Annotated in this window: 16 protein-coding genes; 13 read left to right on the top strand and 3 right to left on the bottom strand. The window is 65.2% G+C overall.

The window, feature by feature from the left end:
• Positions 1-86: 86 nt before the first annotated feature.
• The 6 genes from BGO47_RS13390 (at position 87) to rplI (ending at position 3062) form a co-directional block, all read left to right on the top strand.
• Positions 87-485, top strand: coding sequence for a DUF779 domain-containing protein (locus BGO47_RS13390; RefSeq protein WP_292712642.1), 399 nt, complete (start codon positions 87-89; stop codon positions 483-485).
• A gap of 85 nt (positions 486-570) precedes the next feature.
• Entirely contained in the window at positions 571-1233 is a 663-nt protein-coding gene (locus tag BGO47_RS13385; protein WP_292712640.1) for a TMEM175 family protein, read from the top strand.
• A gap of 190 nt (positions 1234-1423) precedes the next feature.
• Positions 1424-1801 (top strand): 30S ribosomal protein S6, encoded by a 378-nt coding sequence (gene rpsF, locus BGO47_RS13380; RefSeq protein ID WP_292713175.1) that lies wholly within the window; start codon positions 1424-1426, stop codon positions 1799-1801.
• Positions 1802-1806: 5 nt separating this feature from the next.
• A complete protein-coding gene (locus tag BGO47_RS13375; RefSeq protein WP_292712638.1) occupies positions 1807-2301 on the top strand; it encodes a single-stranded DNA-binding protein in 495 nt (164 codons plus the stop codon).
• A gap of 44 nt (positions 2302-2345) precedes the next feature.
• Positions 2346-2600 (top strand): 30S ribosomal protein S18, encoded by a 255-nt coding sequence (rpsR, locus tag BGO47_RS13370; protein WP_292712636.1) that lies wholly within the window; start codon positions 2346-2348, stop codon positions 2598-2600.
• A gap of 9 nt (positions 2601-2609) precedes the next feature.
• Positions 2610-3062, top strand: a complete 453-nt coding sequence (gene rplI, locus BGO47_RS13365; RefSeq protein WP_228179191.1) for a 50S ribosomal protein L9 — start codon at positions 2610-2612, stop codon at positions 3060-3062.
• Between the two features lie 64 nt (positions 3063-3126).
• On the opposite strand, the gene BGO47_RS13360 is transcribed toward rplI, so the two are convergent.
• The gene (locus BGO47_RS13360; protein WP_292712633.1) at positions 3127-4083 is read right to left on the bottom strand and encodes a hypothetical protein; all 957 of its coding nucleotides are present in this window, start codon (positions 4081-4083) and stop codon (positions 3127-3129) included.
• 86 nt (positions 4084-4169) lie between these two features.
• Positions 4170-5186, bottom strand: coding sequence for a hypothetical protein (locus BGO47_RS13355; protein WP_292712631.1), 1017 nt, complete (start codon positions 5184-5186; stop codon positions 4170-4172).
• A 569-nt stretch (positions 5187-5755) separates the two neighbouring features.
• Here BGO47_RS13355 and dnaB point away from each other — a divergent pair.
• The 5 genes from dnaB to BGO47_RS13330 all read left to right on the top strand — a co-directional run bounded on the left by dnaB (position 5756) and on the right by BGO47_RS13330 (position 11734).
• Positions 5756-7129, top strand: a complete 1374-nt coding sequence (gene dnaB / locus BGO47_RS13350; protein WP_292712629.1) for a replicative DNA helicase — start codon at positions 5756-5758, stop codon at positions 7127-7129.
• A gap of 109 nt (positions 7130-7238) precedes the next feature.
• On the top strand, positions 7239-8981 hold the full coding sequence (locus BGO47_RS13345; RefSeq protein ID WP_292712627.1) for a P-loop NTPase fold protein: 1743 nt from the start codon (positions 7239-7241) through the stop codon (positions 8979-8981).
• Positions 8981-9736: a hypothetical protein gene (locus tag BGO47_RS13340; RefSeq protein ID WP_171006166.1), complete on the top strand. Its 756-nt coding sequence runs from the start codon at positions 8981-8983 to the stop codon at positions 9734-9736. The genes BGO47_RS13345 and BGO47_RS13340 overlap by 1 nt, the downstream gene beginning before the upstream one ends.
• Positions 9736-11001 (top strand): hypothetical protein, encoded by a 1266-nt coding sequence (locus BGO47_RS13335; RefSeq protein WP_292712624.1) that lies wholly within the window; start codon positions 9736-9738, stop codon positions 10999-11001. The genes BGO47_RS13340 and BGO47_RS13335 overlap by 1 nt, the downstream gene beginning before the upstream one ends.
• Positions 10979-11734, top strand: a complete 756-nt coding sequence (locus BGO47_RS13330) for a TatD family hydrolase (RefSeq protein WP_137878374.1) — start codon at positions 10979-10981, stop codon at positions 11732-11734. Before BGO47_RS13335 ends, BGO47_RS13330 begins: the two co-directional genes overlap by 23 nt.
• Here BGO47_RS13330 and BGO47_RS13325 read toward each other — a convergent pair whose 3' ends face one another.
• Positions 11735-12043, bottom strand: a complete 309-nt coding sequence (locus tag BGO47_RS13325) for a MarR family transcriptional regulator (protein WP_137878373.1) — start codon at positions 12041-12043, stop codon at positions 11735-11737.
• Positions 12044-12323: 280 nt separating this feature from the next.
• Here BGO47_RS13325 and BGO47_RS13320 point away from each other — a divergent pair, with 280 nt between their 5' ends.
• On the top strand, positions 12324-13049 hold the full coding sequence (locus BGO47_RS13320; RefSeq protein WP_171006165.1) for a TnsA-like heteromeric transposase endonuclease subunit: 726 nt from the start codon (positions 12324-12326) through the stop codon (positions 13047-13049).
• On the top strand, positions 13046-13348 hold the full coding sequence (locus BGO47_RS13315; protein ID WP_137878371.1) for a hypothetical protein: 303 nt from the start codon (positions 13046-13048) through the stop codon (positions 13346-13348). The genes BGO47_RS13320 and BGO47_RS13315 overlap by 4 nt, the downstream gene beginning before the upstream one ends.
• Positions 13349-13355 lie beyond the last annotated feature (7 nt).

Below are 13355 nucleotides of genomic sequence, written 5' to 3'. Positions count from 1 at the left end.
GCGCGACGGACGGAGGTGAGTCTGTCGCGCGAGGTTACGTTTCACGCGCGTGGGCTGGTCGGGAGAGACAAGGGAGAGGAGACACCATGGTCAGTATCGGAACCTACGAACGGGTCGACGTCACCGACGAGGCCGCCGCGCTGCTGCGCGAGCTCGCGGGCCAGCACGGCCCGCTCATGTTCCACCAGTCGGGCGGATGCTGCGACGGGAGCGCGCCCATGTGCTACCCGGTCGGGATGTTCATGACCGGGCCGAGCGACGTGAAGCTTGGCATCCTCGAGGTGGACGGCATCGATCCGATCGACTTCTTCATGTCGCAGTCGCAGTTCGAGTACTGGAAGTACACGCACCTCACGGTCGATGTGGTGCCGGGTCGTGGTGCCGGCTTCAGTGTCGAGAGTCCGACGGGGATGCGGTTCATCATCCGGTCACGGATGCTCAACGAGGCCGAACTGGACTACTTCGGCCTCGGCCCGACCCCGTAGCTCCGCGGCCCGCTGCATCCACCGAGCCCCGCTGTCGTCTCAGCCAGAGCGCAGCGGGGCTCGGGGTGGGTAGTACGGTGTCGGCATGACGGATGCCGAGCCTCGCGCCACCGAGGAATCGAACGCCAACGACGAACTGCCGTCGGCGGAGCGCCTGAAGGCGTTCACCGACGCCGTCGTCGCCATCGCGATGACGCTGCTGATCCTTCCGCTCATGGACAGCGTCACGGACGCAGACGAGACCAGCACCGCTGCCTGGCTGGCGCAGGAGTGGCCGAGTCTGCTCACGTTCATGCTCAGCTTCGTGCTCATCGCGAACTTCTGGCTCACGCACCATCGGATGTTCGCCCGGGTCGAGCGCGTCGATAAGGGCCTGCTGTGGCTGACGATCCTGTGGATGTTCACCATCGTCTGGCTCCCGGTGGCCACCGCGATCACGAGCACCTTCGACGCAGACCCGATCGAGAAGCTCGTCTACGTCGGCTCGCTCGCCTTGACCAGCCTCGTTCTCACCCTCACCAGGATCTACCTGATTCGGCACCCGAAACTGCACCACGAGAAGCCGCAGCTGCTGTCCGAGGGGCTGGTCGTCGGCATCATCATCACCTCGCTGTTCGCGCTCTCGCTCCTGGTGATGCTCGCGATCCCCTCGCTCAACTACTGGGCGCTGTTCCTGCTCTTCCTCACGTGGCCGCTGCATTCGGCGATCATGCGTGCGCGGGGGCGGGTGCCCGGCCCCCGCGCATAGCCCGGAGCGCGGAATTCGCGCGGTTGGGCGCCGGATGCCGCATCCGATACACTGTGAAGGTTGTCCGGCATCCGCTCCCGCGGAATCCGTCCGGGCACGTGCACACACCCTCCTGCTGTCGGGAAATGCCCGACAGCCGTTCTAGTCCGAAGGAGGTGGGTCAGTGACGCACACACACCAGTACGAACTCATGGTGATCATCAACCCTGAGATCGACGAGCGCCAGGTCCCCACGACCCTCGACAAGTTCCTCGCGGTCATCACCAACGATGGTGGCTCGATCGACAACGTCGATGTCTGGGGCCGCCGCCGGCTCGCATACGAGATCCAGAAGAAGACCGAAGGCATCTACGCCGTCGTCAACTTCACCTCGACCAGCGACGCCGCGCAGGAGCTCGACCGCCAGCTCAAGCTGAACGAGCAGATCATGCGCACGAAGGTGCTGCGCGCCGAAGAGGCCATCGCCATGGTCGCCTCCGAAGCGAAGCGCGCCGAGGAGAAGGCCGCTCGCAAGGCTGCCGCTCCCGCTCGTGCCCGCCGCACCGAGACCGCTGACGCGAAGGCCTGACGATCATGGCCGGCGAAACCGTCATCACCGTTGTGGGCAACCTCACGGCTGACCCCGAACTGCGGTACACGCAGAACGGGCTTCCGGTCGCGAACTTCACGATCGCATCCACGCCGCGCACTTTCGACCGTCAGGCCAACGAGTGGAAGGACGGCGAAGCGCTGTTCCTCCGCGCGAGTGTCTGGCGTGACTTCGCCGAGCACGTCGCCGGCTCGCTGACCAAGGGATCCCGCGTCATCGCGACCGGGCGCCTCAAGCAGCGCAGCTACCAGGACCGCGAAGGCAACAACCGCACCGCCATCGAGCTGGAGGTCGACGAGATCGGCCCCTCGCTGCGCTACGCGACAGCTCAGGTCACGCGTGCCGCGAGCAGCGGTGGCGGCGCCGGCGGTGGCCAGTCCCGCGGCCAGGTCGCCGACGAGCCCTGGTCGACCCCCGGTTCCTCGAACGCCGACGCCTGGGCTGCCCCCGGCAGCTACGGCGACGACACCCCGTTCTAAGCACCACGGATGCCGCGGCATCCGTTCACACGTAAGGAAAACCCATGGCTGGAAAGTCAAGCGGCGATCGCCGCAAGCCGCGCAAGGGCGGCAAGCCGGTCGCCCCGGCAAAGGCAATCCGGGTCGGCCTCATCGACTACAAGGATGTCGCCACCCTCCGCAAGTTCATCTCGGAGCGCGGCAAGATCCGCGCCCGTCGTATCACCGGTGTCTCGGTGCAGGAGCAGCGTCTGATCGCCCGCGCGATCAAGAACGCGCGCGAAATGGCGCTCCTGCCTTACGCCGGCGCTGGCCGCTAAGGAGTCCCCATGTCGAAGCTCATTCTCACGAACGAGGTCGCCGGGCTCGGTAGCGCCGGTGACGTTGTCGAGGTCAAGGACGGGTACGCCCGCAACTACCTCATCCCCCAGGGATTCGCCGTGGCCTGGAGCCGCGGTGGCGAGAAGCAGGTCGCCTCGATCCGCGCCGCCCGCGAGGCGCGTGCGATCCACGACCACGAAGAGGCTGTTTCGCTCAAGCAGAACCTCGAGTCGAACAAGGTCAAGCTCGCCATCAAGGCCGGCGCCGAAGGCCGCCTGTTCGGTTCGGTCAAGCCCGCGGATGTCGCAGACGCCGTCAAGGCCGCCGGTTTCGGTGACCTCGACAAGCGCAAGATCCACATCACCTCGCCGATCAAGTCGGTCGGCGAGCACGAGGCCACGATCCGTCTTCGCGACGACGTGACCGCCGTGATCACGCTGCAGGTCGTCGCCGCGAAGTAATCGCGAGACGCCACGCCGGGGCGGATGCCGCAGACACGCAGTCTGCAGCATCCGCCCTTCTGCGTCAGCGGCGAGCAGGGCGTCGGGCGAGCAGTGTCGCGGCGACACCCGCGACGAGCAGTGCCGCCGCAATGCCCCACAGCGGCGCGGTGCCGCCGGTGCTGGCAAGGCCCGTTGCGCTCAGCGCTGCGGACTGGCCGCCGCCGGTGATCCCGCCACCCGGGTTACCGGGTTGGCCAGGGCTACCCGGGGTGCCGGGGTCACCGGGGTCACCGGGGTCGCCAGGGTCGCCAGGGTCACCAGAACCGGCAGGAGTCGTGGAACCGCCGGTCTCCGAGTCGCCGATCACCGAGATGGCGTTCCCGCCCAGGGTCACGGGGACGGACAGCGGAAGCGCGAACTGCGTGCCGCCCAAGATCCCGTCCTGCCCCGAGCTCAGCGGGGTAGCGGTCCCGCTGCCCGTGGGTGCGGTGGTGTCGGCATCCGTGCTCTGGCTGTCGCCGATGACCGAGATGGCGTTGCCCCCCACCGTCACCGGGACCGTCGCGTCGACGAGGGCCTGGGTGCCGCCGAGAATGCCATCCTCGCCGGAGGTCTGCGGGTTCACCGCGACCTCGGGCCCTGTCGGCTCTGTCGGCGCCGTGGCAGCATCTGTGCTCTCGCTGTCGCCCGCGACCGAGACGGCGTTGCCACCGACGGTGACCGGCACCACAACCGACACCAGAGCCTGGGTGCCGGATGCCGCACCGTTGTCTCCGTCAGTCGTGGCCGCAGGCGCGGAGCCCGCGTCGGTGCCGCCCGGGGCTGTGGTGGCAGAGTCGGTGCTCGATGAGTCGCCGAGCACCGAGATGGCGTTGCCACCCACGGTGATCGGCACCTCGATGCTCGGCAGGATCTGGCTGCCCGAGAGCAGACCGTCCTCGCCGTCGGTTTCGGCAGCTTGAGCCATTCCGGCCCCAGCGATGGCGATGCCGCCGCCGATGAGAACTCCGAGGAGCGCTCGCTTGATGAAAGTACGCATGAGAATCTCTCCTGATCGATGAATGGGGGAACGCGTGCCGGATGGCGCGCGTGGTCGCCTGCCGCACGAATGCGGCGCGACCCCCGTCAATCAGGAGAGACGTCGGTGGGGTAGACCGGGGCTGCCGGGACGGCATTCGAAGACACGGATGCCACGGCTCCGGCGCACAGCGTTGTCAGGGGTCGAGCAGGAAGGGCAGCGTGAAGGGCCCCGGCACCGGCGCTGGCTGAGCCGCCACCGACGGTGCAGGATCCGGGAAGGGTGGTTGTTCCGCCGCCGGGTGGAGTTGCGACGGCGGGTGGATGGCTCAGACCGGCAGGTGGATCTGTCGCGGACCCGCCCGCGCTCGCCCCGAGGGCACGCACGGATGGATCCCGGCTGTCACCCGGGGGCCTCAGCGCTGTGATGACAGAGGACTCCGCCGAGTCAGCGCCCGGGCCGGCGCCGGTCGGGACGGGCGCGGAGCCGGGAGCCGTCGGAGACACGGGAACGATGACACCGACGATGCCGTCAAGAATGCCGGTGGGGACCTCGGGAATAATCACCGCCGGACCCACGGAGTCGCCCACCACAGCCTCCAGGGCGCAGTCGAGTCGAGATGAAACGCTCGACACGACATCCATGACGGTCGACGCGAGGCTGGTGTCCACAATGACACCGGCGATCGGCACCTCAGCGGCGCCCGAAACCACGCCATCAGTGACCGACGCGACGGGCTCCGACTCAACCACCTCATCAACGGCGGTGACGGCGGTATTCGCCGCAGACCCCAGCTGGTCGACGGCCGACTGGGTCACACTCTCCGCACTCTCCACGACGGGCGGCACGACAGCTGCGGCCGGGGCAGGAGCGACAGTCTGCACCACCGTGAGCACCGGCTCGGCGACTTGCGCCGTCGTAGCGACGACATCAGTCAGCGTCGCGTCGATATCAGCGACTGTCGAGCTCACGGCATCCGTGACGCTGGCCACCGCGCCGAGCAGTCCTCCGGAGTCGGTGTCGTCATCGGCGGCGCTCGCGGCGCTCGCGCCCACGAGCGAAAGAGCGAAACCCGCGGCCAGCGATGCTCCGCCGAGCAGGAGCGCGCGACGGAGGGACCCCATCCGCCGATGCTGCGTGTCCATCACTCACCTCCGTTTGCCGAATGGGCCGGCCTGTGGACGCACGATTTGCGAGGCATGGTACGCCGATTCGCTTCGAGTGCAACCCCCTTGCTTCTGCAGGGTGCTGCACTTTTCGGTCGTCCTACTTGCACGTTCACGGGGTGGCTGGTATGAGAATCCCCCGCAGTTTGTACACAGTGAACGGTCCTCGGCTGAACCTTCAATCCCAGGTTCAACCACAACCTTGTCCACACTCTGTGTGAAAAACAAAGACCAGATCAGATGGATATTCGGAGGCCGATATCCGATAACCCCCAGGCTTTATCCACAGGCACTTCTCACAAGCTCCACGGCGTTTCCCGCACCTTATCCCCAAAGTTATCCACAGGCCGTGTTGCGGGTGTCGGACCCCATCCCTAGCGTGGTCCTGCCCGGTGGGGAGGCGATCCGTATTCGGCGCGGAAACCGGATGGCGGCACGGCCTCGGCACCCAGCCCAAGACGGTGTTCCCATCGAGCTGCGGGCAGTTAACGCACGACGGTCAACGTCATCACAGCGAAGGGGGACACATGTCGATTGCGGACATCTCGGAGGATCGGCTCGGCGGACCCCGCGAGCACGAGCGCACTCCGCCGCACGACATCCTCGCCGAGCAGAGCGCACTCGGCGGCATGCTGTTGTCGAAGGATGCCGTCGCCGATGTCATCGAGACCCTGCGGGGTGCTGACTTCTACATCCCCAAGCACGAGCTGATCTTCGAGGCGATTCTCACCCTCTACTCGCACGGTGAGCCGACGGACGTCATCACCGTCACCGACGAGCTCATCAAGACGGGTGAACTGCAGCGTGCTGGCGGCGCCGACTACCTGCACACCCTCACCTCGATCGTCCCGACCGCCGCCAACGCCGCCTATTACGCGTCGATCGTCGCGGAGCGCGCGCTGCTGCGCCGTCTCGTCGAGGCCGGGACCCGCATCGTTCAGATGGGTTACGCCGGGCAGGGCGAGGCGGTAGACCTCGTCAACAGTGCGCAGGCCGAGATCTACTCCGTCACCGGCGCCGACGCCGCTGAAGACTACGTGCCTCTTGAGATCGCGGTGGATGCCGCGCTCGAAGAGATCGAGGCTGCTCGAGGCCGCGATGGCAAGATGACCGGCATCCCGACCGGGTTCCAGGGCCTCGATCAACTCACCAACGGGCTGCACCCCGGGCAGATGATCATCATCGCGGCGCGTCCCGCTATGGGTAAGTCGACGCTCGCCCTCGATTTCGCACGGGCCGCGGCGATCAAGAACAACATGCCGACGATCTTCTTCTCGCTCGAAATGGGTCGCAGCGAGATCGCGATGCGTCTCATGAGCGCCGAGGGCGCTGTGCCCCTGCAGAACATGCGCAAGGGCACGCTCGACTCCCGCGACTGGACGACGATCGCCGCGACCCGCGGCCGTATCAATGAGGCGCCGCTGTACATCGACGACAGCCCGAACATGACCCTCGTCGAGATCCGCGCGAAGTGCCGTCGACTCAAGCAGCGCGCGGGCCTGAAGATGGTCGTGATCGACTATCTGCAGCTGATGACCAGCGGCAAGCGCGTCGAATCCCGTCAGCAGGAGGTCTCGGAGTTCTCGCGGGCCTTGAAGCTGCTCGCCAAGGAGCTCGGTGTTCCCGTGATCGCCCTGTCGCAGCTGAACCGTGGTCCCGAGCAGCGCGCCGACAAGAAGCCCGCGCTGTCTGACCTGCGTGAATCGGGCTCGATCGAGCAGGACGCCGACATGGTCGTGCTGCTGCACCGGGAAGCCGCCTACGAGAAGGACTCACCTCGTGCGGGCGAGGCTGACCTGATCGTCGCCAAGCATCGTAACGGCCCCACCGACACGATCACCGTCGCCTTCCAGGGCCACTACTCGCGCTTTGCCGACATGGCCCCTGGCGACTTCGGGTAGTGTAGGTTCCACGCCGAGATGACAGTTTCCACGGGTAGTTGGCAGACATCTGGCAGTTCTGCCATTTGCTGTGGACGACGTCACGCTCAACGCAGAGGAGGGAGGGGCGGTGACGAGGTCGGACTACCTGTTCGATGACAACCCTGCAACGCAGGATCTGACTGGACTACACGCGGTGGCGGTCGCAGTCGCGGATGTTGCCGTTGATGACCGGTTTGAGACGCTCACGGTTGGCCTGAACTCCCCTTGGGGCGGCGGCAAGAGCACGGCACTCAACCTGATCGAAGTGGAACTGCGGCGCCGCGACGACGTTGTCGTAGTCGTTATCGATCCATGGGAGTTCGTGGACTCTGGCGATCCGCGTGGCACGCTGATCAATCGTGTTCTGGAAGGTATCGCGGCAGAGCTGACCGCTGAGCGCCTCGCGAAGCGGCAGGGCGGTTCGGCGAAACTCACGGGTGTGGCCTCTGACCTGATCGACAAGCTGAACGATCTCCGCAAGCGAGTCTCCTGGAGCAAGGTCGCTCAGGTCGCGATCACATCCGCCGTGACTTTGACGCCGAACATCGCCGACTTGGTCAACGCTCTCACGCCTGAGCCAGCCAAGGCACCGGCCGCGAAGGGGATGCGCGACTTCCGCGCGGACTTTGGAAAGCTACTCGCTGGGATGGGTGATGGGTGGCGTGTCGTCGTGCTCATCGATGATCTCGACCGCTCGCTCCCCGACGATGTGCTCGGAGCGCTTGAAGCGATCAAGCTGTTCCTGAGCGTGAAGGGCATGTCCTTCGTGATTGCTGCGGACGACGACTTCATCCGGGAGAGCCTTCGCGACGCCCTCGATCGCAGTGGAGGAAGTCGAGGGCGTTTCGCCGACCGCTACACGGAGAAGATTGTTCAGCTGCCTTTCACATTGCCGCGATTGTCGTCGGCCGACGCCGTCGCCTACCTCGCAGCGCTCTTCGTTCAGGCGGACGCGGGCAGGGACTGCGCGGCGGCCGTTGCGGAGAAGGCTGCCCTCCGACGCATCAAGGGCGAGGTGCCCTATGTCGCAGCAAACCTTCACGAGTCGTTCCCGACGGAAGAGCACATACGGCTGGCGAACCAGATCGTTCGCGGAATGAGTACTTCACGTCGCGAGACCCCGCGGCAGCTCAAGCGGTTCCTTAACAACTTCGCCGTGCGTGCCGAGATGCTGGGGGCCCAGTTCGAGGGATTCCCGGTCGAGATCCTCATGAAGCTCTGGCTGCTCGAACAGAACCACCCCCATCAGTTCCGGGAGCTTGTCGGAACGAGCGAAACGCAGAGGCGACAGCTTCTCGGCGGGTGGGAGAGCGGAGCTATCGAGGCACCGGCAGAGATCACAGCATGGGCCAACGAGGAGCCAAAGGCGTCCGACGTCGGGGCATGGGTTGACCGGTATGTCTCATTCGCCACCGCCACCGTCGCAACGCTCCAATCCGCCGCGGTGCTGGACGACGAGCAGAGTTCCCTCCTCGCGCAACTCACAGATACGAGTGGCCTTATCAGGACGGAAGCTGTCAGCAGGCTCACAACGATGCCCTCCAGCGGAGACGAGGACGTTGCGCGGCACCTTGCGACGGCGATCGTCGGAGACCGCTCCTCGGCAGCTCTGGAGTCGTTGCAGGCGTTGGGCGTCAAGCGGCCCGATCTCCGTCCGATCATGAGCGCCGTGATACTGGACGAGTTCGTTCTGAACGCGCTCGATGCAGAGCACGTCCCGTGGCTGGCGGCATCCTTCCCAGAGGTCGTTGCCGCGCTTCGTACGCGGCCCGGTGCGACACCCGAACTGTTGGCGGCGATCAATGAAGAGTCCGATGGGGTTGCGCTCTAGTGGGTACGTCGGGAGCGTTCGGTGGGTCCGGCGCATGGTCGGGCACGGTTGATTCTCTGTATGACGCCGCAGACGCGTTGAACGTCTCGCCCGCAGCACCGATTGCGGGTGGCGTGCTGTCCGCCCTCGGCAAGTCGCTGTCTCGCGGCGACAAACAGGGCAAGTCCTACAAGGTCCAGGATCTACTTCGGGGCCGACGCAGCGACGGATCCTCGAGTTCCGGAGATGGGCGCGACAGCGGCGGTGCGACGTTCTCGCGGCAGGCCGCACGCGGATCCTTGGTACTGGACGCGCTGGCATCGATCCAGCAAGGTGACGTTCCCCACCTTGTCGAGTACGGCGTGGACTTTTCCTCACTGGAGGGACTCAGCGGTGTCCGGCTATTCACCGAACTCATCGCGCTCGTCCTGGGCCCGGCCTCTCATCCCGACGACGCTGCCCTCCAGCAGGCGCTCCTTGCCACCATGCGCTCCGCAGAACAGAGCTCGGACGCGTCCCTCGCGGACACAGTAGGGCGCTTCGTAACCGAGCTTGCCTGGAAGACCACTCTCGTGCAACTCTCCGCAAGCGAACGTCGTCTTTCAGTCGTACGCAGTGCCCTCGTGCAGCTGGAGCAAAAGGTGCGCACCTACATCGGTGGAAAGGTCAAACAGATCGCGGGCCAGCTCGTGAACGCCACGCCCCAAGCTGTGGCGGACTTCGCCTCTTCACTCGCCGCGAAAGCATGCCGAGTGTTCGGCAAGGGAGACGGCTAATGCAGACGCACGAGATCGAAGTTCTCCCTGCGGGTACTTCCTCCACCGGCGCGGGGCTCACTTTCGCATGGTCCACGAAAGACGTGTCGAGTGCGGACCTCGCCTCAACGATGACGTGGGATCTGGGCGAGTTTGCGGCCGCACCGGTCGTTGCACGCGACCTGTTTCGGATCGCGGCAGCCGCCTACCTCGCCGACACGGCTATCGCGAAGCCAGGGGTTTCGCTACACCGCAACTTCGAGCTCACCGTTCACGTAGAGCACCCCTCGTCGTGGAGTGGTAGTCCGATCTCCGACTTCGCTGACATTCTTCACTGGCTGACAGGAGATTCGTGGAGCATCATTCTGAAGCCGGCCACCGCGAGACTGCCGTTGGCTGTCTCGGAGCCTGCGGCACGAGTGCAACTGCTCTCCGGGGGTCTGGACTCGTTGTGCGGTGCCGTGATCGGTCTCCGGGATAGTGCGGCCGATGTTCGTTTCGTTGGCCACCGAGATGCGTCCAAAGCGGTGCGGCGCGCGCAGAACGCGATCGCCGACGCGATCGGTGGCCACCCGTACGACCGCTACGAGCTTTACGTTCGCGACTCAAAGCGCCGCAAGAACCACGGCCCACGCTCTCGCTCGCTGATGTTCATGGCCCTCGGAGTAATGACCGCCGCCGCGCACTCCGCTCCTGAGCTGTGGGTTCCGGAGAACGGGTTCACCAGCATCAACCCCCCGCTCGATGCGGGCCGAGGAGGCGCGTTGACCACTCGCTCGACGCACCCGTACACGTTCCACCTATTGTCGAGGCTGCTGACGACCCTTCTGATCGATGTCGTCGTCATCAATCCCTTCACGAACCTGACGAAGGGTCAACTGGTCGCCGCGGCGCTGCCGGAGCTGATGTCGGACCAATATCGAGACTCGGCTACCACGTCGTTCTCGTGCGCGAAAGGCGGAACCCAGTTTCACCACGGCGACTCCAACCACAACTGCGGTCTGTGCGTCGCATGCGTCGTGCGCCGCGCAGCATTTCTCGGCGCCGGTATCGACGACCCGACTCCGTATGACTGTGAGCTGCTGGACGGTGCCGATCTGGCCGGCCTTATCAAGCAACGTTGGCGGGACGTCATCAGCCTTCGCGACGTCTTCGCCTACGGGATCGAGGAGGATGCCATTCTCAGTGCGACGGTGTGGCCACCTGATACGGACCTCGACGCTGTTCTGCAGTTGGTAGATCGAGGCCTGGAAGAGTTGAGACGTGTTCCCCTTCCCGCACCTTGACTGCCACGCTCACATCGCACCCGATGTGACGGCAGCGCAGACTCGCACACTGCACGGCGCGCAGGTGTTTGCCATGACGCGCAGCCTCGACGAGTTTGATGCTGCGATCGAGAACCCCCAGGCCGGGTTGCTCTGGGGTATCGGTACGCATCCCGGCGTGCCCGCTGCTCTTGCTCAATGGTCGGAGCAACGCTTTCAAGATGCGGTTAGCCGCTCCATCCTGATCGGTGAAGTCGGGCTCGACCGACGGGGCGACGCTACTCAGCAGGGCGAGATCCTCGCCGCCATCCTTCGTGCTGCCCCACCGGCACTGATATCGGTCCACTCGACGGGGCGCACCAAGCAGGTCGTAGACCTCGTTGAGAAACACCCGCACCCCGGGGTCATCCTCCACTGGTTCACCGGCGATCGCGACGACGCGGCTCGCGCAGCGGATGCAGGTTGCTTCTTCTCAATCAACGCGGCAATGTCCGATGAGCAGATGACCGTACTTCCGCTCGACCGTGTGCTTCCAGAGACAGACTTTCCCTCTTCGAGATCTCGAACCCAGGCCCGCACACCGGGAGACACTGCAGCACTCGAACGAACGGTTTCCCGCCTTACGCGGCAAGGCGCGAGCGACGTGCGACGCGGTTGGTACCGCAATCTCGGTGCGCTCTCGACGCGAGTGGGGGTCAGACAACGGCTCCCCGCGGAACTACAGGAACTCATCGACCGAGCTGAAGCCAGGTAATCAGCCGCTTGCCGCTGATGCGCGCGCGTACTCACGAGCGGCGCGGATGTAGGGGTTGTCGTTGGCCTTATAGAGCGTGGTCTTCTCGCCGGGAACGCGTCCGATGTACTCGATGAAGTGCTGCGAGCGGAGCCGTTTGATCAGCGGGTGCACGAGCCCTCCGGGAAGGCCGGTCGCGTCGATGATCTGCTTGGGCGAGAAGGGCTCTCCCTCGTGCTTGCTGATCTCGACGAGCACGGTGTGCATGTAGCTGTTCCCGAAGAGCGCCTTGGACCCCTCGGGGGCAATCGGGTCGATCGCCGTCGTCATGCTCCGAGTGTCTCATATGCGCTGGAGAGTCCCCAGGCGTGCTCGGAAAGCTTGTTGTGTACGTGACATGGACAACCCCTGTAGAGTAGTGAATGTGACATTTACAGTGAACAGCTTTTTATTGATTTGATACAAAGCTGATCGCTGATTTTTGTCGCGTCCACCGATTCCGTGGGGGGCGTGGCAGGCAACAGCATGTCTGCATGCACACGTTGATTGAACCGGCCTCGAGACGGGGGATCGGTCGGGGCGGGTGCTGGATCTGGGACATGGTTCCTCGATGATTCGGTCGGCGTCGACGGTTCAGATCCGCAAGTCGGAGGACCTGGTCGACGTCGTTTCGATCGAGGATGTGCGCCTGCGCATGTTCGACGCTGCGGTTCCCTGGCGTCAGTTCCGTTGGTACAAGAACCAGGCGCACTTCTCGGGCAGCTACTGGTCGGCGACGATGGAAGCGCCGGTCGGCTACGAGTCGCGCCTCGAATACGCGAACTTGCTCCTGGTGGACTTCGACCCACAGGTCGAGTGGATTCTCTCGCAGCCGTTCCTGCTCGAAGGGGATGATCGCGGCAAGCGCCGCCGACATATCCCGGACTACCTGATTGCGGGCACCGATCAGTCCGTGTGTGTGGTTGACGTGAAGCCCGCGGAGAAGCTGTCGCTGCCCAAAGTGCGTGACTCGCTCGCCTGGTCGCGTCGGGTGATCACGGCACACGGCTGGGAGTACCGGGTGCTGTCCGAGCCCGAGCCGACGCTGTTCGCGAATGTGCAGTTCCTCGCCGGCTATCGGCGGCCATTCCAGTTCGTTGACGCCCATGTCGCCGCGGCAGTTCAGGAGTTGTCGATCCCTCAGCCGCTCGGGGAAGCGGTCCGTGCCGTGACTCCGATCGCGGGCGATGTCAGGTTCGCCCGTTCTCTCGTGCTGCATCTGCTGTGGACGCAGCGGCTGCGCACCGACCTCAGCACCAACCCTTTGAGCACGACCAACCTGTTGGAGCCGACATGAACACCATCGAGACCTTCCGCGCCGGCCGAGCCGACTCTACTGCCGCTGCAGAAGCGCCGCCGCGGGATGCGGTCGAGACTGGCGTCGATCGGGTGTGTGCGTTGCTCGGCATCCCCGCCGCGGCGCCCGCTGCGACCGATGACGCGGCGATAACAGCTGTCGTGTTCCAGGATGCCGAGGAGTACCTGAGGGAAGTGTTCGGCGAACGAACCGCTCGGGAGGGCGCGCAGACCGTGCAGGCTCGCCCGATCGTGCACCTCCACGTCGCCCCGCCGACCACTCCGCCTCGGGCAGCCTGACCCTGTC

Source organism: Microbacterium sp. 67-17 (genome assembly GCF_001898325.1).
Classification (GTDB): Bacteria; Actinomycetota; Actinomycetes; order Actinomycetales; family Microbacteriaceae; genus Microbacterium; species Microbacterium schleiferi.
Note: the sequence above shows the minus strand (reverse complement) of the source record. Positions and strands in the feature narration are given on the sequence as shown.